Raw genomic sequence first — 24571 nt, 5'->3', positions numbered from 1 at the left:
CTGCCGCTCAGCTCCAGGAGGCCACGAAGTACCCGACGCCGTACGGGGCGTCCTGGTAGCCGAGCCGCGCGGTGAGTCCGGCGCCCTCCGCCGCACCGGCCAGGACCTGCCAGGGCGCCCGGCCCTCGGCCTTCAGCTCGGCGGCCAGCCCGGCGTCCAGCGCGGCCAGGGCCGCCAGGTCGGCCGAGCCCAGGGCCGCCGCCAGCGCGGCGTCGAAGCCCTCCGCGCGATCGTCCAGGTAGCCGGGCGCCTTCACCGAGCGGCAGGCGCTGCCGTCGCCGAGCACCAGCAGGCCGACCCGGTCGGCCAGCCCGGCCAGACCCTGGCCGAGGCCGAGCATCCGGTCGGCGGGGGCGTCCACGGGCACCGCACACGCGTGCGTCGGCAGCGTCACCCCGGCCCGCTCCAGCAGCCAGGCGCCGACGGTCAGCGACGGCGCCAGCTGCGGGCCCTCGACCCGGCCGCCGGGCAGCTTGGCCACCAACGGCACCCCGTAGCGGTGGAAGGAGCCGGCCCCGCCCTCGGTCCACACCTCGGCCGCCGGCCCGGTGCCGACCACCACGACCAGCTGCGGCCCGGCCGCGACCAGCGTCGCCAGCGCCTCGTCGCAGGCGGCTCGCAGCGCGTCCAGCTCGGCCGCCGCCCCGGCGGCGACCTCGGGGACGAGCAGCGGCGGACACGGGCACACGGCGGCGGCTACCAGCATGTGGATCACTCTAACCAAGAAGAACGGCGGCCCGGCGGGACGTGAAGTCCCGCCGGGCCGCCGTTCGCGGTGGGCGTCAGTCGCCGCAGCAGCCGCCCGCCGGGGCGGCGAGGGGCAGCGACGCCGGGGCGCCGATGCCCGGCAGGCCGAGCATCACCCCGGCCGGCTTGGCGGCGGGCTTGGCCTGGCGCTTCTCCCAGGCGTCACCGGCCCGGGTGCGGCGCACCGAGAGCACCGGGCCTTCGGCCAGCAGGTGGTGCGGGGCGGCGTAGGTGATCTCGACGGTCACCATGTCGCCCGGGCGCACCGGCTCGGCCGGCTTGGTGAAGTGGACCAGCCGGTTGTCGGGCGCGCGGCCGGACAGGCGGTCGGTCTTGTCGTCCTTCTTGCCCTCGCCCTCGGCGACCAGGATCTCCAGGGTGCGGCCGACCTGCTTCTTGTTCTCCTCCCAGGAGATCTCCTCCTGGAGGGCGATCAGCCGGTCGTAGCGGGCCTGCACGACGGCCTTCGGCACCTGCTCCTCCATCTCCGCGGCCGGGGTGCCGGGGCGCTTGGAGTACTGGAAGGTGAAGGCGTTGGTGAAGCGGGCCTCGCGGACGACGTGCATCGTCTCCTCGAAGTCCTCCTCGGTCTCGCCGGGGAAGCCCACGATGATGTCGGTGGAGATGGCCGCGTCCGGCATGGCCTCGCGGACCTTCCGGATGATCCCGAGGAAACGCTCCTGCCGGTACGAGCGGCGCATCGCCTTGAGGATGCGGTCGGAGCCGGACTGCAGCGGCATGTGCAGCTGGTGCATCACGGTCGGCGTCTCGGCCATGGCGGCGATCACGTCGTCGGTGAAGTCGCGCGGGTGCGGCGAGGTGAAGCGGATCCGCTCCAGGCCCTCGATCTGGCCGGCGGCGCGCAGCAGCTTGGAGAAGGCCTCGCGGTCGCCCAGGTCGGAGCCGTAGGCGTTGACGTTCTGGCCGAGCAGGGTCACCTCGATGACGCCCTCGTCCACCAGCGCCTCGATCTCGGCGAGGACGTCGCCGGGGCGGCGGTCCTCCTCCTTGCCGCGCAGCGCGGGCACGATGCAGAAGGTGCAGGTGTTGTTGCAGCCGACCGAGATGGCGACCCAGGCGGCGTACGCGGACTCACGGCGGGTCGGCAGCGTGGAGGGGAAGGTCTCCAGCGACTCCAGGATCTCGACCTGGGCCTTCTTCTCGACCGCGGCCCGCTCCAGCAGTGCCGGCAGGTGGCCGATGTTGTGGGTGCCGAACACCACGTCGACCCAGGGGGCCTTCTGCACGATGGTGTCGCGGTCCTTCTGGGCCAGGCAGCCGCCGACGGCGATCTGCATGCCCTTGTGGCGGCTCTTGACCGGCGCCAGCTGGCCGAGGTTGCCGTACAGCTTGTTGTCGGCGTTCTCGCGCACCGCGCAGGTGTTGAACACGACCAGGTCCGGGTCGCCGTCCTGCCCGGCCTTGACGTAGCCCGCGTCCTCCAGCAGCCCGGACAGCCGCTCGGAGTCGTGGACGTTCATCTGACAGCCGTACGTGACGACCTTGTAGCTCTTCAATCCGCTCTCAAATCCGCTCTCACCGCTCACCAGACCAGGGTACGGGCACCCGCGAAGCGCTTTTTGCCCGCCCGCGTCCCCTCCCGTTCGGCCGAGGCGCCTGGCAGTATCCCTGCATGGCCCCCACGACTCCTCCACGACTCTGCGCCGCGCTCCGCGCCGCGGCCCGCAGCCCGCTGTGGCGGACGGTCCTGGTGCTGGTGCTGCTGGTGGCGGGGCTCGGCGGCTGGTGGCTGTCGGCCGGCCGCTCGCCCGGCTACCCGCGCGGGGAGACGCGCTTCGCGACCGGTGTGCCGCGCGGGGTCTACGACCGCTACGGGCAGCTGCTGCAGACGCACGTCGCCAGGTCGATGCCGGGGGTGCGGCTGCGGCTGGACAACACCCAGGGCTCGGTCGACAACCTCCAGCGGGTGGCCGGCGGGCAGGACCAGTTCGCGATCGCCACCGCCGATGCCGTCGCCGACTACCAGGGGCCCGGAAAGGACCGGCTGCGGGCGATCGCACGGCTGTACGACGACTACCTCCAGCTGATCGTCCCGGCCTCCTCGCCGGTGAACCACACGGCCGACCTCAGGGGGCTGCGGGTGGACATGGGCCTCCCGCAGTCCGGGGTGAACCTGGTGACCAGGCGGCTGCTGATCGCGGCCGGCCTGGACCCGGAGCACGACGTCAAGCCGTCCAATCTCGGCATCGGCGAGGCCGCCGACGAGCTGCGCAGAGGCAACCTGGACGCCTTCTTCTGGTCCGGCGGGCTGCCCACCAGCGCGCTCACCGACCTCTCCGACCACCTCCGGATCAAGGTCGTGCCGCTGGGCGACCTCGCCGAGCAGCTCCACAAGGCAGAGGGCGGCGGCACCGACGCCTACCGGGCGGCCACCATGCCCAAGGGCACCTACCCGAACGCCGAGCCCAGGGACGCCGTCGCCACGGTGGCCGTGCCCAACCTGCTGATCACCAGGGACGACGTGGACCCGGCCCTGGTCCAGGGCATGACCCAGGCGGTGATCGACAGCCGCGACCAGATCGGCGCCCAGGTCCACGCCGCCCAGCTGGTCGACCTGCGCACCGCCGTCTACACCGACCCGCTCCCGCTCCACGAGGGCGCGATGCGCTACTACCGCTCGGTGAAGCCCTAGGTCAGAGGCCCTGGTCAGAGGCCTGGTCACTCGCCACGCGGTCACTCGCTCCCCGGCCGCGGTACCGCGAGGGTCACCGCGAGGCCGGTCGGCTTGACCGGGGCGAAGCCGAGCGAACCGCCGCCGGCCATCAGCAGGGTGCGGGCGATCGAGAGACCGAGCCCGGAGCCGTCCACGTTCTGGTGCCGCGTGCTGCGCCAGAACCGGTCGCCGACCCGGGACAGCTCGTCCTCGGTGAGGCCGGGCCCGGCGTCCGTGACGGTCACCGCGACTTGCGCGTGCCGTACCGCGACCCGCAGCCGCACCCGGCTGCCCTCCGGGCTGAACTTGAGCGCGTTGTCCAGCACGGCGTCCAGCGCCGAGCCGAAGCCGATCGAGTCCGCCATGCCGAGCGCGAGCACCGGCCCGTCCCAGCGCAGCTCTATGCCGCGCTGCTCGGCGACCGGCCGCCAGGCGTCCACCCGGGCCAGGGTGAGGGCGGCGAGGTCGGTCGGCTCGGGTTCGGGGCGGGCGTGCTCGGCGGTGGCGAGCCCGAGCAGGTCGTCCAGGACCCGGGCCAGCCGGGCGCCCTCCTCGCGGACGCCGCCCAGCTCCTCCTCGTGCCCCTCGGGCAGCTCCAGGCCGAGCACCTCGACCCGCAGCAGCAGCGCCGCGAGCGGGTTGCGCAGCTGGTGCGAGGCGTCCGCGACGAACGCCTTCTGCTGGTCCATGGCGAGCACCACGTGGTCGGCCATCTCGTTGAACGAGTGGGCCAGCCGCTGGAGCTCGGGCGGGCCGCCGCCGGGGGCGACCCGGGCGGCCATCCGGCCGGTGGCGATGTCGTGGGTGGCCCGGTCGAGGGTGCGGACCGGGCGCAGCACCCACTCGGTGAGCCGGACGGCGAGCAGCACGGCGACGATCATGGCGGCGGCCTCGCCGGCTCCGATCACCAGCCAGCTGTGCAGGATCCGGGTGCGCAGCGCCCCGGTCGGGGATTCGCTGAGCACCACGGCGACGACGTCGCCGTCGCGCACGACCGGAGTGGCGACGGTGATGGTGCGGTCGTCGCTCCACGGCCAGACCTGCGGCGGGTTGTGGCTGCGCCGGCCGTCCAGCGCCTCCTGGAAGGCCTGCGCGCCGGAGCCGCCGGCCGGTACCTGCCAGTTCCTGGGGGCGGCGGAGATCGGCATGCCGTCGCGCTGGAAGATGCCCAGCCGCACGCCGTACAGGTCGTGGTAGCGGGCGACCTCGGCGTCGATGGCGTTGCGGCGGCTGAGGTCGCCGGGGGCGGGCCCCGGCTCGCCCTTGCGCGCGGAGTCCGAGGTGCCGGAGGTGGGCAGGTCCTGGGCGAAGCGGGCGGCGTCGTCGAGCCGGTCGACGACGACCTTGGTCTGCTGGGCCGCCGCGACCGCCGCCGCGAGCGGCAGCCCGAGGGCGGCCAGGACGCAGACCATCAGGGCGAGCAGGATGCCGAGGAGGCGGGTGCGCACGTACGGTCAGTGCTCCGCGGCGGCGGGCGGGGGCGTCTCCGCGGCGGGGGCCGGGCAGTCGGGGATCAGCCGGTAGCCGACGCCGCGGACGGCCTCGACCAGGCCGGGCAGCGCGAGCTTGTTGCGCAGCGAGCCGATGTGGACCTCCAGGGTGCGGCCGTTGCCCTCCCAGCCGCTGCGCCAGACCTCGCTGAAGATCTGCTCACGGCGGTAGACCACGCCGGGGCTCTGGGCGAGCAGGGCGAGAAGGTCGAACTCCTTGCGGGTGAGCGGCACGTCGCGGCCGTCCACGCTGACCCGGCGGCGCTCCCGGTCGATCCGGATGCCGCGGGACTCCAGCGGGCCGCGCTGCTGCGGGACGGCGTCGGGCGCGGCCACCGAGACCGAGGCGGGGACGGCGCCGCGGCGCGCGACGGCGTGTATGCGGGCGAGCAGTTCGCCCATGTCGTACGGCTTGGTGACGTAGTCGTCGGCGCCGAGGTTGAGGCCGTGGATCCGGGAGCGGATGTCGGCGCGGGCGGTGACCATGATCACCGGGACGCCGCTGCCGGCCCGGATCCGGCTGCACACCTCGAAGCCGTCACGGTCGGGCAGCCCGAGGTCGAGCAGCACCACCCGGTACGGCTCGTTGCCGTCCGGCACCAGCGCGTCCAGGGCCTCGTGCCCGCTGCGGGCGTGTCTGACCTGGAACCCGTGTCGTCCCAGCACCGCGACCAGCGCGGCGGCCACGCGTTCGTCGTCCTCGACGAGCAGCAGTCGCATGTCTCCTCCTTTCCCGTGCCCCGACGTCTCCCAGGGGCTCCCGGCGCGTCCCCGGAAGGTGATCACCGGGCCCGCTCGGTCGGGTCCCGGTCCTGCGCAGTATGGGCCAGCGGGCGGCCCGGCGCCAGGCTCGGTCGTGACGCGGACGCTCCGGGACGCGCCTCGGACGCTCCGAGAAGGCAAGGCCGGGCTGGGGATGCCCGCTGTCACCGTGCCCTGATCGCGGCCGGACGAACAGTGTGCGCGCGCCGTGTGGCCGTTTCGTGATGCTCAAGTTCCGCTCAGATCGGCTGACGAGGCATCGTCACGGCTCCTAAGGTCGGCCCACCGGGGGCTGCGGCTCCGCCGGCCGCGGCCCCCGGATCACGTACCACCATTGCCGCCCAAGGGAGTTCACGCTTCTCGGGCCGACACGAGGGAGCAGGCGCGATGACCGAGAATCCGGTCGATGACTCCACCCCCGCAGCCGCTCCGCTGGTCGTGCTGAACGGTGTGAACAAGCACTACGGCGCGCTGCACGTGCTGCAGGACATCGATCTGCGGATCGCGCAGGGCGAGGTGGTGGTGCTGATCGGGCCGTCCGGCTCGGGCAAGTCGACCCTGTGCCGGACGATCAACCGGCTGGAGACCATCGACTCCGGCACGATCACCATCGACGGCCGCCCGCTGCCCGCCGAGGGCAAGGAGCTGGCCCGGCTGCGCGCCGAGGTCGGCATGGTGTTCCAGAGCTTCAACCTGTTCGCGCACAAGACCGTGCTGGAGAACGTGGTCATCGGCCAGGTCAAGGTGCGCAAGGTCGCCCGCCCGCAGGCCGAGAAGACCGCCCGGGAACTGCTGGAGCGGGTCGGCGTCGGCGCGCAGGCGGACAAGTACCCGGCCCAGCTCTCCGGTGGCCAGCAGCAGCGCGTGGCGATCGCCCGCGCGCTGGCGATGAAGCCGAAGGTGATGCTCTTCGACGAGCCCACCTCGGCCCTCGACCCGGAGATGGTCAACGAGGTGCTGGAGGTCATGCGCCAACTGGCCGCCGACGGCATGACGATGGTCGTGGTCACCCACGAGATGGGCTTCGCCCGCTCCGCCGCCAACCGCGTCCTGTTCATGGCCGACGGAAAGATCGTCGAGCAGAACACCCCCGACGCCTTCTTCACCGCGCCGCGCTCCGAGCGCGCCAAGGACTTCCTCTCGAAGATCCTGCACCACTGACCGCTTCGAGTTGACGTGCGGCCGGCCCCGGCAACGGCGCCGGCCGGCCCGCCCGTGTGCCAAACTTCCAGCCGCCAGAGCCCGGTTGACCCCGTGGCCCAGCCCCCAGGAGAACAACCCTCATGAGGACTCGTCGCACCCTCGCCGTCGCGCTCTGTGCCGTCGCACTCACCGCCACCGCCGCCTGCGGCAAGGACGGCTCGCCCGACGCCGCCGCGAGCCCGAGCAACGCTCCGGCGCTGCCGACCTACACGGTCAAGACCGACGTCAAGGTCGACTCGGCGGTGCTGGCCGAGGCCAAGAAGCGCGGCCAGCTGATCATCGGCGCCAAGGCCGACCAGCCGTTCCTCGGCTGGGAGGACGTCGCCAGCGGCGACCGCAGCGGCTTCGACATCGAGATCGCCAAGATGATCGCCGCCGACCTCGGCTTCACCCCGCAGCAGATCAAGTGGCAGACGCTGGTTTCCTCGCAGCGCGAGCCGGCCATCTCCAAGGGCCAGATCGACTTCTACGTCGGCACCTACAGCATCAACGACGAGCGCAAGAAGACGGTCTCCTTCGCCGGCCCGTACTACATCGCCGGCCAGGACCTGCTGGTGAAGGCCGACAACAAGGACATCACCGGCAAGGACTCGGTCGCGGGCAAGAACGTCTGCACCGCCACGGGCTCGACCTCCATCAAGAACATCCAGCAGTACAACCCGAAGATCACGCAGTTCGACACCTACTCGGCCTGCGTCGAGAAGCTGCTGTCCGGCGAGGTCGACGCCGTCACCACCGACGACGCCATCCTCAAGGGCTACGCCTCCAAGTACGCGCCCAAGCTCAAGGTGGTCGGCCAGCCGTTCACCACGGAGAAGTACGGCGTCGGCCTCAACAAGGACGACGCGGCCCTGCGCAACGCCATCAACGACGCCATCAAGGCCCACCAGGACAACGGCGACTGGAAGAAGGCGTACGACGCGACCCTCGGCCTCTCCGGCTCCGCGGCGCCCGCCGTTCCGGCCCTCGAGAAGTACTGATCCATCCGCTGACCGACGACTCTGACCTACTACTGAGAGGAGGGCCGCCACATGGGGTTCCTGTTCGAGGACGACAACTTCGCGCTGTTCCGCGACGGTTTCCTGCAGACGATCGAGCTGAGCGCGCTCAGCGCTCTGCTCGCCCTGCTGCTGGGCACCCTGCTGGCGGCCTTCCGGGTCTCCCCCGCGCCGGTGCTGCGCGCGTTCGGCACCGCCTGGGTGACGATCTTCCGCAACACCCCGCTGACGCTGCTGTTCTTCGCCGTCGAGTTCGGGCTGCCCGCGCTCGGCGTGCACTTCGAGCACCTCACCTTCGCGACGCTGGCGCTCGGCGGGTACACCGCCTCGTTCGTCTGCGAGGTGCTGCGCTCGGGCATCAACACCGTGCCGCTCGGCCAGGCCGAGGCCGCCCGCAGCCTCGGCATGACCTTCGGCCAGACGCTGACCCTGGTCGTCCTGCCGCAGGCCGCCCGGACCGTGCTGGCGCCGATGAGCAGCGTGTTCATAGCCCTGCCGAGGAACTCGGCGATCGCCGGCGCGTTCAGCATCGGCGAGCTGTACAGCGCGCAGCAGACCTTCTCCGACCGCGGCTACTCGATCTTCTCGATCTTCTTCTGGGTGGCCTGCGCCTACCTGGTGATCAGCGCGACGGTCGCCACGCTGTTCCGCTTCCTGGAATCCCGACTGGCGGTGGCCCGATGAGCACCCTGTTCTCCCGTGCCTCGACGGCCAGCGTCCTCTACGACGCCCCCGGCCCGAAGGCCCGCGCCCGGTACCGGCTGTTCGGGGTGCTGTCGCTGATCGCGATCGCCGGCCTGATCTGGTACGCCATCACGATGCTGACCGACAACGGCCAGTTCGACGCCGGGCTCTGGGACGTCTTCCAGTACAACACCATCCAGCAGCGGATCCTGGACGGCCTCATCTCCACCCTGGAGGCCTTCGGGCTGGCGGCACTGTTCTCGCTCACGCTGGGCGCGCTGCTCGCCGCCGGGCAGCTCTCCGACCACAAGCCGGTGCGCTGGGTGTGCGTCTCCTTCGTCCAGTTCTTCCGGGCGATGCCGCTGCTGATCCTGATCGTCGCGCTCTACTACGCGTTCTTCGCCAAAGAGCCGATGTGGGCGCTGGTGCTCGGCCTCACCCTCTACAACGGCTCGGTCCAGGCCGAGATCATCCGCAGTGGCGTCAACGCCGTCCCGCGCGGCCAGGGCGAGGCGGCGTACGCACTCGGCATGCGCAAGACCCAGGTGATGGCCGGCATCCTGGTGCCGCAGGCCGTCCGCTCGATGCTGCCGACGATGATCGGCCAGCTGGTCGTCACCCTGAAGGACACCTCGCTCGGCTTCATCATCACCTACCACGAGCTGCTGTTCGTCGGTAAGGCGATCGCGAGCCAGCCTATGAACGCCGCGGGCTTCCCCTACATCCCCGTGGTCCTGATCATCGGTCCGATCTACGTCGCGATGTGCCTCCTCCTCACCGCGCTCGCCCGGTGGATCGAAGCACGTGGCCGCCGCGGCGCGAACCGGCGCACTTCAGCTTCTGCTTGACGGACACGCAGGTGAACTGTTGCATAGCTGTTCGTGACACCTCCCGGGAGCATCCACGCGGCATATGCGGCAGCGGTACCTGACGCCGGCCCGTCGGCCGGTTCGCGCCCGGAGGTCCCGGCATGGACCCGGTGATCGTGGTCGGGGCCGGACCGGTCGGTCTGGCCCTGGCCCTCGCGCTGGCCCGGCACGAGGTGCCGACCGTCGTCCTGGACGAGGGCTCCGGGCTCTGCCCCGAGGGCCCTCGCAGTGTCGTCCTCGGGGCCGACACCACCGCCTTCCTCACCCGGATCGGATACCCCCGGGCCGTCTCCGACTCCGCCCTGTGGGACTCCTTCGCCATCTGGCGGCGCCGTCAGGAGGTGCTGCGGATCGACCTCACCGACTCCCCCACCTTCCACCTGCCCCAGCACCGCCTCCAGCGCGGGCTGCGCGACGCGCTCACCGGTACCCCGCTGGTCAAGCTGGTCCCGCTGAGCCGGGTCACCGAGCTCGAACAGGACCACGACGGCGTCAGCGTCCGCACCCACAACCCGCAGGACGGCACCACCACCTGGTGGCGCGGCAGCCACCTGGTCGGCTGCGACGGCGCCCGCTCCACCGTCCGCAAGCTCCTGAAGATCCGCTTCCCCGGGCGCCCCGCCGTCGACCGCAACGCCGTCGCCACCGTACGGGTCGACCTGCCCTTCGACGAGGCCCGGCTGCACCGCGAACCCCCGTGGCGGGGCGACCGCGAGGCTTCCGCCCGCCCGCTTCCGGACGGCGTCTGGCGACTCGACTGGCGGCTGCCCCCCGGCCGCCCCGCCCCCACCGAAACGGTCGACCCGCACGCCACCTGGCCCGGCATCGTCACCGGCGACACCCTGCTCACCCGGGTCACCGCCACCCTCACCGGCTGGTGCGGCGAACTCCCCCGCTTCGAACTGCTCGCCGCCGCCGACCACACCGCCCAGCAGCGCCTCGCCGCCCGCTTCCGCAGCGGCCGCTGCTTCCTCGCCGGCGACGCCGCCCACCTGCACGGCGCGCTCGGCATGCAGAACCTCGCGGACGGGCTGCGCGACGCCGACAACCTCGCCTGGCGGCTCGCCCTCGCCTGGCACCTCCCCCCGGGCGCCGGCGGCCCCCGGCCCGGCGGCTCCCTGCTGGACGGCTACGAGTCCGAACGCCGCGGCGCGGTCGGCGCCCGGCTGCGGGCCGTCGACCAGGCCATGCCGCTGCTGCGCCCGCTGCGCGGCTGGCAGCAGACCCGGCGCTCGCTGCTCGTCGGCGGCTTCCGCAAGCACGCCCCGCTGCTCGCCGACGGCCAGCTCGGCACCGGCCGCTTCGGCGGCGCGCCCGCCTACCCGGCCGCGCCCTCGAGCGTCCCCGGCCGGGTGCCGGTACAGCGCAGTGCACGCGGCACCACCTCGCTCAGCGAGCTGCTGCCCGCCACCGCCCCCGGCGTGCTCGTCCCGGACCTGCCGGTGCTCTCCGCCGACGGCACCCCTGACCACCTGCACGCCCGGCTCGGCGCCACCTTCCTCCTGCTGCTGGTCGCCCCCGGCACCGCCGTCTGGTCCGCCGAGCACTGGCTGGGCGCCGGGCTGATGCCCCGGCTCGCCGAGGTCGCCGCCGCGCTCCCGGTGCCGGCCGAGGTGCTGGTCACCGAGGAGTACCCGGACGCCGGGCCGCACACCGTGCTGCTGATCCGGCCGGACGGGCACCTGGTCGGCGTCACCCAGGGCGCCGCCGCCGATGACCTGCTGGCGCTCGCCGACCGCGCCCGGGGCGGCCCGGCTCCGCTCACCGGCGGCCCCGAACCAGAACCGGAACCAGCCGTTCCTGCCGAACCGATGGACTCCCCCCGGGCGTAGCTACCGCGCCACCGCGGTGACCCGGCTCTCCCGGACCACCGTGACCCGGATCCCCGCGGGTAGGTCAGCTCCTCGGAGACCTGCCGGGCGACCTCGCGCGCGATCAGCTGCGCCCCGAGATCGTCCACCACCTCCGGCCGCACCATCACCCGCACCTCGCGCCCGACCTGCATCGCGTACACCTCGGCCACGCCCTCGTGCGAGCGGGCGATCTCCTCCAGCCGCTCCAGCCTGCGCACGTGTACCTCCAGCGACTCCCGGCGCGCTCCCGGCCGCCCGCCCGAGCAGGCGTCGGCCGCCTGGGTCAGCACCGCCTCCACGGTGCGCGGCTCCACCTCGTTGTGGTGGGCGGCGATCGCGTGCACCACCTAGGGGGACTCGGGGGACTCGCCGTGCGGCCGGGCGAAGTCCGCGTCCTCACTCCTCGGTCTCCGCCGCGCCCTCTTCGTCGATGGCCGTGCGGACCACCCGGAACGCCAGTCCCTCGGAGTAGCCGCGCCGGGCGAGCATGCCGACCAGTCGCCGCATCCGAGCCTGCGGGTCCAGCCCCCGAGTGCTCCGGAGCTTCCGTTCCACCAGCGCCTGGGCGGCCTCGGTCTCGTCGTCGTGGTCGAGCTGGGCGACGGCCTGTTCGACCAGGTCGGCAGCCACACCCTTGGTGCGGAGCTCCTGGGCGAGCGCCCGCCGGGACAGGCCCCGGACGGCGTGCCGGGACTCCACCCAGGCCGCGGCGAAGGCCGCGTCGTCGATCAGGCCGACCTCTTCGAGCCGGGTGAGCACCCCGTCGGCGACGTCCTCCGGGATCTCCCGCTTGCGCAAGGCGTCGGCGAGCTGTTTGCGGGTCTTGGCGGCGCCGGTGAGCAGCCGCAGGCAGATGTCGCGGGCGCGGGCCTCGGGATCGGCCGACTCCTCGGCCGCGGCCCGCTTCGACTCCCGCGCCGGCGCGGCATCGCCGTCCTGCGCACCCCGCCGGGACGCACGAGAACGGCCGGCGCCGTCCCGGCTCCGACGCGCGCCCGTACGAGTGGCGGCGCCCGTACGGTTGGCGGGGGTGAAGGCGGCCGTACCCCCGTGAGCGGCCGCCTCCGCCCCATCCGTTTCGGTGGCTGGCAAGGACTCCTCGGCGGCCAGCGCCGAGCGGCGCCGCCGTCGGCCGGTGGGCAGCTCGGACGCGGACAGCAGCCCGAGCCCGTCGGCCGGGCCTTCCGCCGGACCCGGTCCGGGCGCCGCGCCGCGCACCGCCCGGGCCGGCGCCGGGTCGAACTCCGGGTCCGGGCCGGATGCCCAACGCGCCGCCGCCCGCAGCTCCCGCCGCGACCGCGCCCGGGCCGGTGCGGCCACCGGCGGCTCCGGATCCGGCTCCTCCGCCACGGCGGCGAACCAGTCCGGCGGGCCGTAGTCGTCGTCCTGCGGACCCGCCGGGATGCCGTCACCCACCTCGTTGTGCTGCGTCAACGGCTCAGGCCTTGGCGGCGGCCGCCGCCTTCTTCGCCGCGGCCGTCTTGGTGGCGGTCGCGGTGATCGGCTTGGCGGCGCCGTCCGCAGCGGGGGTGGCCTCACCCTCGGCCGGCTCCTCGGTCTTCGGGCCGATGCCCAGCTTGCCCTTGATCTTCCGCTCGATCTCGTCGGCGAGCTGCGGGTTGTCCCGCAGGAAGTTGCGGGCGTTCTCCTTGCCCTGGCCGAGCTGGTCGCCCTCGTAGGTGTACCAGGCGCCCGACTTGCGGATGAAGCCGTGCTCGACGCCCATGTCGATCAGGCCGCCCTCGCGGCTGATCCCGACGCCGTAGAGGATGTCGAACTCGGCCTGCTTGAACGGCGCGGCGACCTTGTTCTTGACCACCTTGACGCGGGTGCGGTTACCGACGGCCTCGGTGCCGTCCTTCAGGGTCTCGATCCGGCGGATGTCCAGGCGGACCGAGGCGTAGAACTTCAGCGCCCGGCCACCGGTCGTGGTCTCCGGCGAGCCGAACATGACGCCGATCTTCTCGCGCAGCTGGTTGATGAAGACGGCGGTGGTGTTCGACTGGTTCAGCGCACCGGCGATCTTGCGCAGCGCCTGGCTCATCAGGCGGGCCTGCAGACCGACGTGCGAGTCGCCCATCTCGCCCTCGATCTCGGCGCGCGGGACGAGCGCCGCGACCGAGTCGATGATCACCAGGTCGATCGCGCCGGAGCGGATCAGCATGTCGGTGATCTCCAGAGCCTGCTCACCGGTGTCCGGCTGGCTGACCAGCAGGGCGTCGGTGTCCACGCCGAGCTTCTTGGCGTACTCCGGGTCGAGCGCGTGCTCCGCGTCGACGAAGGCCACGGTGCCGCCCGCCCGCTGGGCGTTGGCCGCCAGGTGCAGGGTCAGCGTGGTCTTGCCGGAGGACTCGGGGCCGTAGATCTCGATCACTCGGCCGCGCGGGATGCCGCCGACCCCGAGGGCGACGTCCAGGGCGGTGGACCCGGTGGAGATCACGTCGATCGGCTCGTTGGCCTTCTCACCGAGGCGCATCACCGAGCCCTTGCCGAACTGCCGCTCGATCTGGGCGAGTGCGGTCTCAAGGGCCTTCTCGCGGTCCGTACCTGCCATGGCTTCCACCCTCGGGTTCTGTGCTGTGCGCTTCATCGTCCTCGACGCTAGCGCGTCCCACCGACAAACGAGCCCGGCCGGGCTATGCCTGTGGAAAACTACTCGCCGGAGAGTACAAAGAACACTTGTTCGATTCAAGCCTCGCACGTTCGCACGTCGGACGGGCATGGTCCGGGGCGGGCCCGGCGGCGCCGTTCGGCGGGGCGTCGTTCAGCGCAGCAACGCCGAAACCCCCTGGGTCTCGCAGACCACCCGCCAGACGTCCTTGGCCTCCCAGCCCGCGTCCAGCGCCTGCCGCACGGTCCGCCCGCCGAGCTCGCTCATCACGTGGTCGGAGGCGAAGGACTCCGCGTACGCCTCCCCGAAGTGCGCGTACATCCGTCGCCAGAACTCCGTCAGCCTCATGCCGTCCAGTATCCCGGACCGCCCGCCGGGCGCCTGAGCCCGCCGAGCCTGCTGTGCCCGCCAGTCGGGCCTCCCGCCGCGGCGGGCTACTTCGGCAGCGCCAGCATCCCCGCCCCGAAGTACTGCCGGTCCCCGCACGCGTACGGCCCGGGCGGGCACGCGGCGTCGGCCGCGGAGGCGAGCAGTGCGGAGAGCCGGGCGGAGTCGTAGTCCGGGTGCAGCGCGGCGGCCACCGCGACCGCGCCGGTGACGTGCGCGGCCGCCATCGAGGTGCCGGCGAGCGCCGCGTACTGCCCGCCGGGCCAGTCGGAGACGATCGCGCCCTGCGGGCCGCCGTCCGGGTCCCCGCCCGGGGCGGCCAGCGAGATCCGGCCGCGCCCGTAGTTGGAGTACGCGGACGGGTGGCCGTCCCGGTTGACGGCGGTGACGGTGACGACGCCGGGCAGTTCGCCGGGCAGCCGGATGCACTCGGTGCCCAGGTACCGGGACTGCGCGGGGCCGGAGACCCGGTCGTTGGGGCTGCGCTCGTCGGTCCTGGCCGCCCCGAGGTCCTGCCCGTCGTTGCCCGCCGAGGCGACCACGACGGCGCCCTTGCGCTGGGCGTAGGCGACGGCCCGGCCGACGGCGGCGATCAGTGCGGCCTGGTCGCGGTCCTCCGGGCAGTTGTACTTCCACGGGTCGGCGAAGTAGCTGTTGTTGATCGCCCTGGCGCCGTGGTCGGCGGCCCAGAGCAGGCCGCAGACGATGTTCTCGGTGTAGTACTGGCCGAGCGGCCCGAGCAGCCGGACGGCGGCGATCCGTACGCCGGGCGCGACCCCGGTGACGCCGTGGCCGTCCCGCACGGCGCCGACGATTCCGGCGACGTGGGTGCCGTGTCCGCTGTCGCCCACCCCGGAGTCGGGCCGCCAGGCGCCGGTGCGGGGGTCGGGGCGGCCGTCGGCGCAGGAGGCCGAGGCCTTGGGGTCGACGGCGGTGCGCAGGTCGGGGTGGGTGTCGTCGACGCCGGAGTCGAGCACCGCGACGAGCACCTTGCGCAGCGCCGCCGGGGCCGGCCCGGCGGCGGGCCCGGGCGTGCGGGACGCGTCGCCCGCGCCGGCGCCGGACGCTCCGAGCATGGCGAGGTTCCAGGGGTCCCGCTCGGCCGGGTCGGGCACGGTGACGGTGGTGCCGCCCTCCTGCCGGTCGGCGCTGCTGCGGCCGACGCGGTCGGTGCCCGCGGCGAAGTCCCCTGCGCCGTCCAGCGCGCGGGGCGGGCCGACCACCGGCGCGGTGCGGGTGGCACCCACCGCGGCGATCCCGGGCCGGGCGCGCAGCCGGTCCGCGAAGCCGCCGGTCGCGTACGCGAGCACGGCTCCGATCTGCGGATAGTCCTGGACCACCTGCCCGCCGGCCGCCCGGGCCTCGGCTCCGGCCCTGGCGGCGCCGGCCGCGTCGTCCTGCTGGGCCAGAACCAGGTAGCTCAGGTAGGATCGGCCGGTCCCGGACACGTGCGGGACGGCGCCGCCGACCACGAGCGCGGTGAGCAGCAGCGCGAACAGCACCCGCACGGGCCCGCGTACCCTGCGACGGCGGACGGCCCGGGCGGGACGGGGGCCGGCCGGATACACCTGCGCCATCGCACGGTCTCCGCTCGTCGGTCCCGGTGGTCACGGGTTGATCACAGCTCTGAATCATCACGATATGAGCGGATTGTCTGTTTTGCCCCTTTAATTACACCCGCCCCTTGACCACACCGCCCGACCGCCGCCCCGTTGTCAGTCCCACCCGGCACCATGGGGGCATGGCGCCCCAGCAGCAGACCCCGCCGCCCGCCGACCCGCTCGCCGGATTCGCCCCGGCCACGCGGGCCTGGTTCACGGGCGCCTTCTCCGCGCCCACCACCGCCCAGTCCGAGGCCTGGCGCGCCATCGGGCGGGAGACCGACGTCCTGGTCGTCGCCCCCACCGGCTCCGGCAAGACGCTCGCCGCCTTCCTCTCCGCCCTCGACCGGCTCAGCAGCACCCCGCCGCCCGCCGAGCCCAAGCGCCGCTGCCGGGTCCTCTACATCTCGCCGCTCAAGGCCCTGGCCGTGGACGTCGAGCGGAACCTGCGCGCCCCACTGGCCGGCCTGCACCAGGCCTCCGTCCGGCTCGGCCTGCCCGAACCCGACGTCCAGGTCGGCATCCGCTCCGGCGACACCCCCGCCGCCGACCGCCGGCGCTTCGCCGCCCACCCGCCGGACATCCTGATCACCACCCCCGAGTCGCTGTTCCTGCTGCTCACCTCCGCCTCCCGGGAGGCGCTGCGCGGCATCGACACGGTGATCCTCGACGAGGTGCACGCGGTCGCCGGCACCAAGCGCGGCGCCCACCTCGCGCTCAGCCTGGAGCGGCTGGACGAACTGCTGGACCGCCCGGCCCGCCGGATCGGCCTGTCCGCCACCGTCCGCCCGGTCGAGGAGGTGGCCCGCTTCCTCAGCCCGCAGCGCGGCGCCGTCGTCGTCCAGCCCGCCGCCGCCAAGGAGTTCGACCTCTCGGTGGTGGTCCCCGTCCCCGACCTGGACGACCTGCCCGCCGCCCCGGCCACCGACGGCGACCCGCAGCAACCGGGGGCCCGCCAGGCCGGGGGAGCCTCGATCTGGCCGCACGTCGAGGAGCGGATCGTCGACCTGGTCCAGGCGCACCGCTCGACCATCGTCTTCGCCAACTCCCGCCGCCTCGCCGAGCGACTGTGCAACCGGCTGAACGAGATCGCCCACGAGCGCGCCACCGGCACCGCCGCCCCCGAGGCCCACGCCCCCGCCCAGCTGATGGGCGGCTCGGGCGCGGCCAAGGGCGTCCCGCCAGTCCTCGCCAGGGCCCACCACGGTTCCGTCTCCAAGGAGCAGCGCGCCCTCGTCGAGGAGGAGTTGAAGGCCGGCCGGCTGCCCGCCGTGGTCGCCACCTCCAGCCTGGAGCTGGGCATCGACATGGGCGCCGTCGAGCTGGTCGTGCAGGTCGAGTCCCCGCCCTCGGTCGCCTCCGGCCTCCAGCGGGTCGGCCGGGCCGGGCACCAGGTCGGCGCCGTCTCCACCGGCGTCGTCTTCCCCAAGTACCGCGGGGACCTCGTGCAGTCCGCCGTCGTCACCGAGCGGATGCGGTCCGGCCGGATCGAGGCGCTGCGGATCCCGCGCAATCCGCTGGACGTGCTCGCCCAGCAGCTCGTCGCCATGACGGCGCTGGACACCTGGCAGGTGGACGAGCTGCTCACCGTGGTCCGCCGCGCCGCGCCCTTCGCCGGCCTCCCGCAGTCCGCCTTCGACGCGGTGCTCGACATGCTGGCCGGCCGCTACCCCTCCGACGCCTTCGCCGAGTTGCGCCCCCGCCTGGTCTGGGACCGCGTGGCCGGCACCGTCAGCGGCCGCCCCGGCGCCCAGCGTCTCGCCGTCACCTCCGGCGGCACCATCCCCGACCGCGGCCTGTTCGGCGTCTTCATCGTCGGCACGACCGAGTCCGATGCGAAGTCGGGCAAGAAGGGCGGTGGCGGGCGACGGGTCGGCGAGCTCGACGAGGAGATGGTCTACGAGTCCCGCGTGGGCGACGTGTTCACCCTCGGCACCACCTCCTGGCGGATCGAGGAGATCACCCACGACAAGGTGCTCGTCACCCCCGCCCCCGGCATCCCCGGCCGGCTCCCGTTCTGGAAGGGCGACACCCTCGGCCGCCCGCTCGAACTCGGCCGCGCCCTCGGCGCGTTCACCCGCGAACTGGGCGCCCTCACGCCGGAGGCCGCCACCGCCCGCCTCCGCGCCGCCGGCCTGGACGACTGGGCCGCCGACAACCTGCTCGACTACCTCGCCGAACAGCGCGCCGCCTGCGGCCACCTCCCGGACGACCGCACCATCGTCGTCGAGCGCTTCCGCGACGAGCTCGGCGACTGGCGGATCGTCATCCACTCCCCCTTCGGCGCCCAGGTGCACGCCCCCTGGGCACTCGCCCTCGGCGCCCGGCTGCGCGAGAAGCACGGCCTCGACCCGCAGGTCATGCACGCCGACGACGGCATCGTGCTCCGCCTGCCCGACGCCGATCTCCTCGACTTCCCCACCGTGCACTCCCAGCAGTCGAGTTCGGACGACGCCCCGGTCGGCGCCGACGCCGCGCTGTTCGAACCAGGCGAGATCGAGCAGCTCGTCACCGACCAGGTCGGCGGCTCCGCCCTGTTCGCCTCCCGCTTCCGCGAGTGCGCCGGCCGCGCCCTGCTGCTCCCGCGCCGCAGCCCCGGCCGCCGCACCCCGCTCTGGCAGCAGCGCCAGCGCGCCGCACAGCTGCTCGAAGTCGCCTCCGAGTACGGCTCGTTCCCGATCGTCCTGGAGGCCGTCCGGGAGTGCCTGCAGGACGTCTTCGACGTGCCCGGTCTGGTCGAGCTGATGGGCGACCTCGAATCCCGCGCCGTCCGCCTGGTCGAGGTCACCACCCCCGAGCCCTCACCCTTCGCGCGCTCACTGCTGTTCGGCTACGTCGCCCAGTTCCTCTACGAGGGCGACTCCCCGCTCGCCGAGCGCCGCGCCGCCGCCCTCTCGCTCGACTCCCGGCTGCTGTCCGAACTCCTCGGCCAGGCCGAGCTGCGCGAACTGCTCGACCCGCAGGTGCTCGCCGAGTTGGAGGCCGAGCTCCAGCGCCTCACCCCCGAGCGCCGGATCAAGGACGCCGAGGGTGTCGCCGACGCGCTGCGCCTGCTCGGCCCGCTCACCGAGGCCGAACTCACCGCCCGCGGCGCCGAACCGCTCTGGGCCCTGGAGCTGGAAGCCGCCCGTCGGGTGATCCAGGTCAGGATCGCCGGCGAGCAGCGCTGGGCCGCCGTCGAGGACGCCGGGCGGCTGCGCGACGCCCTCGGCACCCCGCTGCCGGTCGGCGTCCCGGAGGCCTTCACCGAGCCGGTCAAGGATCCGCTGGGCGACCTGCTCGCCCGGCACGCCCGCACCCACGGCCCGTTCACGGCCGCCGAGGCGGCCGCCCGGTACGGTCTCGGCACCGCCGTCGTCGCCGGCGTCCTGCACCGGCTCACCGCCGCCGGCCGCCTCGTCCAGGGCGAGTTCAGGCCTGTCGAAGGGCACACCGCCACCGTCGAATGGTGCGACGCCGAAGTCCTGCGCCGGCTGCGCCGCCGGTCGCTGGCCGCCCTGCGCCAGGAGGTCGAGCCCGTCCCTCCGCGCGCCCTGGCCGCCTTCCTCCCGCAGTGGCAGCACCTCGCCGGCCACCGCCTGCGCGGCCCGGACGGCCTGCTCCGGGTGGTCGAACAGCTCCAGGGCACCGCGCTGCCCGCCTCCGCGCTGGAGAAGCTGATCCTCCCGGCCCGGCTCACCGACTACTCCCCCGGCCTGCTGGACGAGCTGATGGCGGCCGGCGAGCTCGGCTGGTGCGGGGCCGGCGCGCTGCCCGGCAAGGACGGCTGGATCAGCCTGCACCTCGCCGAGAACGCCCACCTGCTGCGCCCCGAGCCCGTCCCGCCCGCCGTCACCCCGCTGCACAGCGCCCTGATGGCGGCCCTCACCGGCGGCTACGGCCTGTTCTTCCGCCAGCTGGTCGAACGGCTCCGCGCCGACGGCGACGAGACCCCGGAGCCGGAGATCGTGGACGCCCTGTGGGACCTCGTCTGGGCCGGCTACGTCAGCAACGACACCCTCGCCCCGCTGCGCGCCCTGCTCGGCTCCGGCCGGACGGCGGGCGCCACCGCCCACCGCGCCCCCCGGGCCACCCCGCGCGGCCGCTACGGCGGTGCCGGCCGCGCCTTCGGCCGGATCGGCGGTGCCCTGCGCAGCGGCCCGCCGACGGTGGCCGGGCGCTGGTCTCTGCTGCCCGCCTTCGCCGCGGACCCGACGGTCCGGGCCACCGCCCAGGCGCAGAGCCTACTGGACCGGCACGGCCTGCTGACCCGGGGCACGGTGGCGGCGGAGCGGGTGCCGGGCGGCTTCGCCGGGGTGTACCGGGTGCTCGCCGCGATGGAGGAGCGCGGCCGGGCCCGCCGGGGCTACTTCGTCGAGGGCCTGGGCGGCGCCCAGTTCGCCATGGAGGGCGCCGCCGACCGGCTGCGGTCGGTCAACGGGCGGCTGGAGCGGGCCCGAGCCGCCGAGTGGCCGGCCGCCCCGGCCGCCGAGCCGCCGCAGGTCCTGGTGCTGGCCGCGGCCGACCCGGCGAACGCCTACGGCGCAGCCCTGCCGTGGCCCGAGCCCCCGGCCGCCCCCGGCGCCAGGGAGGCCAAGGCGCACCGGCCCGGCCGCAAGGCGGGCGCCCTGGTGGTGCTGGTGGACGGCGAGCTGGCCCTGTACATCGAGCGCGGCGGCAAGTCCCTGCTGGCCTGGCCGGAGGACGAGGCCACCCGGGTGCTGGCCGCCTCCGCCCTGGCCACCGCCGTCCGCGAGGGCGCACTCGGCAGCGTCACCGTCGAACGGGCCAACGGCGAGCCCGCGCTGGGCTCGGCACTCGGCGCCGCCCTGGAGGAGGCCGGCTTCCACGCCACCCCGCGCGGCCTGCGCCTGCGCCCGTGAGACGCGTGAGCTCGTGAAGCCCTCAAGGCCCATACCGGGCGTCAAGGCCCGTGCCGGCCATCGAGTTCCTGCGGGCCGCGGAGACGCCGAAGGCCGTGGGGGCGGTCACCAGAACCCGAGTCGCCGTCCCCACGGCCTTCGTTCACGTCTGTTCACCGATCGGCGGCGGCTGCGCCTCCGCCCGGCCCGCGGCCTCACCGGCCCGGCGGCGGGCCGGTCCGGTCGCACTGCGGTCGGCGTGCACCGGAATGAGACCGAGTCCCCAGCCGCCGGCCGCGAGCAGTCCGAGCACCGCGCCGTCGGCCGGCTGCCCGCGAACCGCCAGGAGCCACCAGGCGAGCCCGGCCGACAGGGCCACCAGGACCCAGCAGGCCGGCCACGGCACCAGGCGCCGCAGCCGAAGCCGTATTCGGGCCACCGTGCGCGCCGTCGCGACTTTCCGCACGACCGCCCTCCTTCGCTCGCCCCGGGAACCAGGAGCCCGGGAGTCGAGGCCGGATCAGGCGGCGACCACGTCCATCGCGGCGGCCTTGGGCGACATGTTCGCCCGGTCGGCGCCGGGGGCGGGCAGCGGTACCGGTTCGAGCACCGGCCTCAGCAGATCACCTTCCGAGAGGGTGGCCATCGCCGCAAGTTCGGCGAGCGACAGTTCGTCGCTGACCTCGCGCATGACCTCGGACATCCGGACGTCGAGTGCGTCGCAGATGGCGGAGAGCAGCTCGGAAGAGGCCTCCTTCTGTCCCCGCTCGACCTCGGAGAGGTACCCGAGCGAAACCCTGGCGGCCGCCGACACCTCGCGGAGTGTGCGGCCCTGGCGCTGGCGCTGCCGACGCAGTACATCGCCCAGTAGGCGACGGAGCAGGATCATCGGTGCCTCCCTCCTCGGACTGCGGATCGAGATGTCACGCCCCCACCGTACCGCCTTGCCCGCTTCGCGTGCGGGGACCCTGGTCGTGTTCACTCTGGGCTGCAAGGCTGTCCCCCTCCTCGTTCCGGTGTCGTACCCGGGTCCGCGGGCCCCTCGTGGTACCCGTCGCGGGCCACCCGGCCACCGTCACGCAACTCGTTCGCCACCTGGTTTCTGCCCAACCAGGTCCTTGGATGTAACACGATCCTCCAGCCGTGCCGTGCCCGCGCGCCATTTCGGCAGATCTCGGTCCGGCGGAGATCCTTACGGGCGATCGTTCCAACGCGCCGGAAGTCGGCCGACGAGCAGCTCCAGAGCGGCGGTCACGGCCCCGTGACGGATTGTGGCACGCTCCCCGGACAGTCGGGGCGAAGTGACCAGAGTTCCCCACGGACCGGCGACCGCGAGGTGTACGGTGCCCACCGACTGCCCGTCCTGCGGCTCCGGCCCGGCCACCCCGGTCGTCGCGAGCCCGTACGTGGCCCCCAGCAGCCGTCGCACGCCCTCGGCCATCTGCCCGGCCACCACCGGGTGCACCGGCCCGTGGACGGCCAGCAGTCCCTCGTCCACCCCGAGCACCGAGGCCTTCAGCTCGGTCGCGTACGCCGTCACCGAGCCCCGGAAGGTCGCGGACGCCCCGGGGACGTCCACCAGCGCCGCCGCCAGCAGCCCGCCGGTCAGCGACTCGGCGACGGCCACCGTGCTGCCTTCCCAACGCAGCGCGGCGTGTGCCCGTACCGCCAGTTCGTAGTCGGTCACCCCGCCCCCCTCGTTCACCGGCCCGCGCGCTCCGCGTCCATCCCCTCGCGGCGCAGGCGCAGCGCCTGGCCGACGTAGTCCAGCGCGGTGCCGACGGTCAGCAGGACCGCCAGGCCCATCAGCACGGCGCGCGCGGTGGCGAGCCAGCCGGTCAGCTCCAGCACGTACATGCCGACCGCGATGCCCTGGGTCAGGGTCTTGAGCTTGCCGCCCCGGCTGGCGGGGATGACGCCGTAGCGGATCACCCAGAAGCGCATCAGGGTGATGCCGAGTTCGCGGGAGAGGATCACCACGGTGACCCACCAGGGCAGGTCCCCCAGCACCGAGAGGCCGATCAGTGCCGAGCCCATGATCGCCTTGTCGGCGATAGGGTCGGCGATCTTGCCGAAGTCGGTGACCAGGCCCTTGCGCCGGGCCAGCTCGCCGTCGAACAGGTCGGTGATCATCGCGATGGCGAAGGAGGCCCAGGCCACCGAGCGCCACTTGGGGTCGTGCCCGCCGCCCGCGAACAGCAGCGCCACGAAGACCGGCACCAGCAGCAGCCGGAGCATGGTGAGCAGGTTGGCGATGTTCCAGACACCCGGCGCCGGCGGAACCGCGGCGGCCGGTCTGTCCGGGTGGGCCGCGGCCGGGGCGCTGGGCCCCTTGGTCATTCCCCGGCTCCCGGAGCCTCGGTCCGCGAAGCACCGGACAGTCGCACCTGCTCCAGCGCCTCGGCGATCAGGTCGACGCCCTCGCTGGCCACCACCCGGGCCCGGTAGAACTGCCCGATCTCGGGGTTCTCGACGCCGGTGAGGGTGGTCAGGCCGTCCGTCTCCGGCGCCTGGTGGGCGGCCCGGCCCTCGACCACGTCGTCCTCGACGGACTCGATCAGCACCTCGACCTCGGTGCCGATCCGCTGCTCGGCGCGCTGGGCGGTCATCTCCTCGGCGAGCCGGCTGAGCCGGTCCAGCCGGTCGGCGACGACGTCCTCGGGCAGCTTGCCGTCGTAGGTCGCGGCCTCGGTGCCGTCCTCGTCCGAGTAGCCGAAGACGCCGATCGCGTCCAGCCCGGCGTGCGTGACGAAGCGCTCCAGCTCGGCGAAGTCCTCCTCGGTCTCGCCGGGGAAGCCGACGATGAAGTTGGACCGGGCGCCGGCCTGCGGGGCCTTGTCGCGGATGGTCTTCAGCAGTTCCAGGAACTGGTCGGTGGAGCCGAAGCGGCGCATCCGGCGCAGCACGGCGGGCGCCGAGTGCTGGAAGGACAGGTCGAAGTAGGGCACGACGTCGGTGGTGCCGGTCATCGCGTCGATCAGGCCGGGGCGCATCTCGGCCGGCTGGAGGTAGGAGACCCGGAGCCGCTCGATGCCGTCGATAGCGGAGATCTCGCCGAGCAGCGTCTCCAGCAGCCGGATGTCGCCGAGGTCCTTGCCGTACGAGGTGTTGTTCTCGCTGACCAGCACGACCTCACGGACGCCCTGCTCGGCCAGCCAGCGGGCCTCCTGCAGCACGTCGGAGGGGCGGCGGGAGATGAACGAGCCGCGGAACGCCGGGATGGCGCAGAAGGAACACCGCCGGTCGCAGCCGGAGGCGAGCTTGACCGAGGCGACCGGGCTGTCGTCCAGCCGCTTGCGCAGCGTGCGCGGGCCGGAGGCGGGCGCGACGCCCTCGGGCAGGTCGACGATCGGCTCGGCGGGGGTCTCGGCGGCGCCGTGGCCGGGCAGCGCGACGGCCTCGGCGGCGGACTGCCGCTCGGCCGGGCTGATCGGTAGCAGCTTGCGGCGGTCACGCGGGATGTGCGGGGCGTGGTGGCCGCCGGAGAGGATGGTCTGCAGGCGGTCGGAGATGTCCGCGTAGTCGTCGAAGCCGAGCACGCCGTCCGCCTCGGGCAGCGCGTCGGCGAGCTCCTTGCCGTACCGCTCGGCCATGCAGCCGACCGCGACGACGGCCTGGGTGCGCCCATGTCCCTTGAGGTCGTTGGCCTCAAGCAGGGCGTCCACGGAGTCCTTCTTGGCGGCCTCGACGAAGCCGCAGGTGTTGACGACGGCGACGTCGGCTTCGGCGGCGTCGTCGACGAGCAACCAGCCGTCGGCTTCCAGTCGCCCGGCGAGTTCCTCGGAGTCCACCTCGTTGCGGGCGCATCCGAGCGTGACAAGGGCGACAGTGCGGCGTTCAGGCATAGGCCC

General features: G+C 73.7%; 20 protein-coding genes. 7 read left to right on the top strand and 13 right to left on the bottom strand.

Annotated elements, in window-relative coordinates:
- Nucleotides 1-7: 7 nt before the first annotated feature.
- Both F7Q99_RS18725 and miaB read right to left on the bottom strand, forming a co-directional pair.
- On the bottom strand, nt 8-706 hold the full coding sequence (locus tag F7Q99_RS18725) for a class III extradiol ring-cleavage dioxygenase family protein (RefSeq protein ID WP_153462937.1): 699 nt from the start codon (nt 704-706) through the stop codon (nt 8-10).
- A gap of 76 nt (nt 707-782) precedes the next feature.
- Nucleotides 783-2294, bottom strand: coding sequence for a tRNA (N6-isopentenyl adenosine(37)-C2)-methylthiotransferase MiaB (gene miaB, locus F7Q99_RS18720; protein ID WP_326846843.1), 1512 nt, complete (start codon nt 2292-2294; stop codon nt 783-785).
- An 86-nt stretch (nt 2295-2380) separates the two neighbouring features.
- Between miaB and F7Q99_RS18715 the strand changes: the two genes are divergently transcribed.
- Complete coding sequence (locus tag F7Q99_RS18715; RefSeq protein WP_153462935.1) at nt 2381-3400, top strand: TAXI family TRAP transporter solute-binding subunit; 1020 nt, start codon at nt 2381-2383, stop codon at nt 3398-3400.
- A 41-nt stretch (nt 3401-3441) separates the two neighbouring features.
- Here the strand turns inward: F7Q99_RS18715 and F7Q99_RS18710 are convergent, their stop codons facing one another.
- On the bottom strand, nt 3442-4869 hold the full coding sequence (locus F7Q99_RS18710; protein WP_326846842.1) for a sensor histidine kinase: 1428 nt from the start codon (nt 4867-4869) through the stop codon (nt 3442-3444).
- Between the two features lie 6 nt (nt 4870-4875).
- Nucleotides 4876-5631: a response regulator transcription factor gene (locus tag F7Q99_RS18705; RefSeq protein WP_153462933.1), complete on the bottom strand. Its 756-nt coding sequence runs from the start codon at nt 5629-5631 to the stop codon at nt 4876-4878.
- 474 nt (nt 5632-6105) lie between these two features.
- On the opposite strand from F7Q99_RS18705, the gene F7Q99_RS18700 reads away from it, so the two are divergent.
- From F7Q99_RS18700 to F7Q99_RS18680, 5 genes are all read left to right on the top strand, one after another.
- Nucleotides 6106-6834, top strand: coding sequence for an amino acid ABC transporter ATP-binding protein (locus tag F7Q99_RS18700; protein WP_230210734.1), 729 nt, complete (start codon nt 6106-6108; stop codon nt 6832-6834).
- 122 nt (nt 6835-6956) lie between these two features.
- Entirely contained in the window at nt 6957-7856 is a 900-nt protein-coding gene (locus F7Q99_RS18695) for a glutamate ABC transporter substrate-binding protein (RefSeq protein ID WP_153462929.1), read from the top strand.
- Nucleotides 7857-7907: 51 nt separating this feature from the next.
- Nucleotides 7908-8558: an amino acid ABC transporter permease gene (locus tag F7Q99_RS18690; protein WP_153462927.1), complete on the top strand. Its 651-nt coding sequence runs from the start codon at nt 7908-7910 to the stop codon at nt 8556-8558.
- Entirely contained in the window at nt 8555-9406 is an 852-nt protein-coding gene (locus tag F7Q99_RS18685; protein ID WP_153462925.1) for an amino acid ABC transporter permease, read from the top strand. Before F7Q99_RS18690 ends, F7Q99_RS18685 begins: the two co-directional genes overlap by 4 nt.
- A 122-nt stretch (nt 9407-9528) precedes the next feature.
- Entirely contained in the window at nt 9529-11259 is a 1731-nt protein-coding gene (locus F7Q99_RS18680) for an FAD-dependent monooxygenase (RefSeq protein WP_153462923.1), read from the top strand.
- A gap of 417 nt (nt 11260-11676) precedes the next feature.
- On the opposite strand, the gene recX is transcribed toward F7Q99_RS18680, so the two are convergent.
- The 4 genes from recX to F7Q99_RS18660 all read right to left on the bottom strand — a co-directional run bounded on the left by recX (nt 11677) and on the right by F7Q99_RS18660 (nt 15855).
- Nucleotides 11677-12714, bottom strand: coding sequence for a recombination regulator RecX (gene recX / locus F7Q99_RS18675; RefSeq protein ID WP_407697801.1), 1038 nt, complete (start codon nt 12712-12714; stop codon nt 11677-11679).
- Nucleotides 12715-12718: 4 nt separating this feature from the next.
- Complete coding sequence (gene recA, locus F7Q99_RS18670; RefSeq protein ID WP_153462921.1) at nt 12719-13834, bottom strand: recombinase RecA; 1116 nt, start codon at nt 13832-13834, stop codon at nt 12719-12721.
- Between the two features lie 210 nt (nt 13835-14044).
- A complete protein-coding gene (locus tag F7Q99_RS18665) occupies nt 14045-14239 on the bottom strand; it encodes a DUF3046 domain-containing protein (RefSeq protein ID WP_153462919.1) in 195 nt (64 codons plus the stop codon).
- An 86-nt stretch (nt 14240-14325) separates the two neighbouring features.
- Nucleotides 14326-15855, bottom strand: coding sequence for a S8 family serine peptidase (locus F7Q99_RS18660; protein WP_153462917.1), 1530 nt, complete (start codon nt 15853-15855; stop codon nt 14326-14328).
- Nucleotides 15856-16019: 164 nt separating this feature from the next.
- On the opposite strand from F7Q99_RS18660, the gene F7Q99_RS18655 reads away from it, so the two are divergent.
- Nucleotides 16020-20741: an ATP-dependent helicase gene (locus tag F7Q99_RS18655; RefSeq protein WP_153462915.1), complete on the top strand. Its 4722-nt coding sequence runs from the start codon at nt 16020-16022 to the stop codon at nt 20739-20741.
- A gap of 142 nt (nt 20742-20883) precedes the next feature.
- Here F7Q99_RS18655 and F7Q99_RS18650 read toward each other — a convergent pair whose 3' ends face one another.
- The 5 genes from F7Q99_RS18650 to rimO all read right to left on the bottom strand — a co-directional run bounded on the left by F7Q99_RS18650 (nt 20884) and on the right by rimO (nt 24565).
- A complete protein-coding gene (locus F7Q99_RS18650; RefSeq protein WP_326846841.1) occupies nt 20884-21186 on the bottom strand; it encodes a hypothetical protein in 303 nt (100 codons plus the stop codon).
- Nucleotides 21187-21240: 54 nt separating this feature from the next.
- Nucleotides 21241-21609 carry a helix-turn-helix domain-containing protein gene (locus tag F7Q99_RS18645; protein WP_030290911.1) on the bottom strand — a complete coding sequence of 123 codons (369 nt, stop codon included), beginning with the start codon at nt 21607-21609 and terminating at the stop codon, nt 21241-21243.
- A 303-nt stretch (nt 21610-21912) separates the two neighbouring features.
- Nucleotides 21913-22407, bottom strand: coding sequence for a CinA family protein (locus F7Q99_RS18640; protein ID WP_326846840.1), 495 nt, complete (start codon nt 22405-22407; stop codon nt 21913-21915).
- Between the two features lie 14 nt (nt 22408-22421).
- Nucleotides 22422-23060: a CDP-diacylglycerol--glycerol-3-phosphate 3-phosphatidyltransferase gene (pgsA, locus tag F7Q99_RS18635; protein WP_153462913.1), complete on the bottom strand. Its 639-nt coding sequence runs from the start codon at nt 23058-23060 to the stop codon at nt 22422-22424.
- Nucleotides 23057-24565, bottom strand: a complete 1509-nt coding sequence (gene rimO / locus F7Q99_RS18630; RefSeq protein ID WP_153462911.1) for a 30S ribosomal protein S12 methylthiotransferase RimO — start codon at nt 24563-24565, stop codon at nt 23057-23059. The genes pgsA and rimO overlap by 4 nt, the downstream gene beginning before the upstream one ends.
- Between the last annotated feature and the right edge of the window lie 6 nt (nt 24566-24571).

The sequence above is a fragment of the Streptomyces kaniharaensis genome (genome assembly GCF_009569385.1).
GTDB lineage: Bacteria > Actinomycetota > Actinomycetes > Streptomycetales > Streptomycetaceae > Kitasatospora > Kitasatospora kaniharaensis.
Note: the sequence above shows the minus strand (reverse complement) of the source record. Positions and strands in the feature narration are given on the sequence as shown.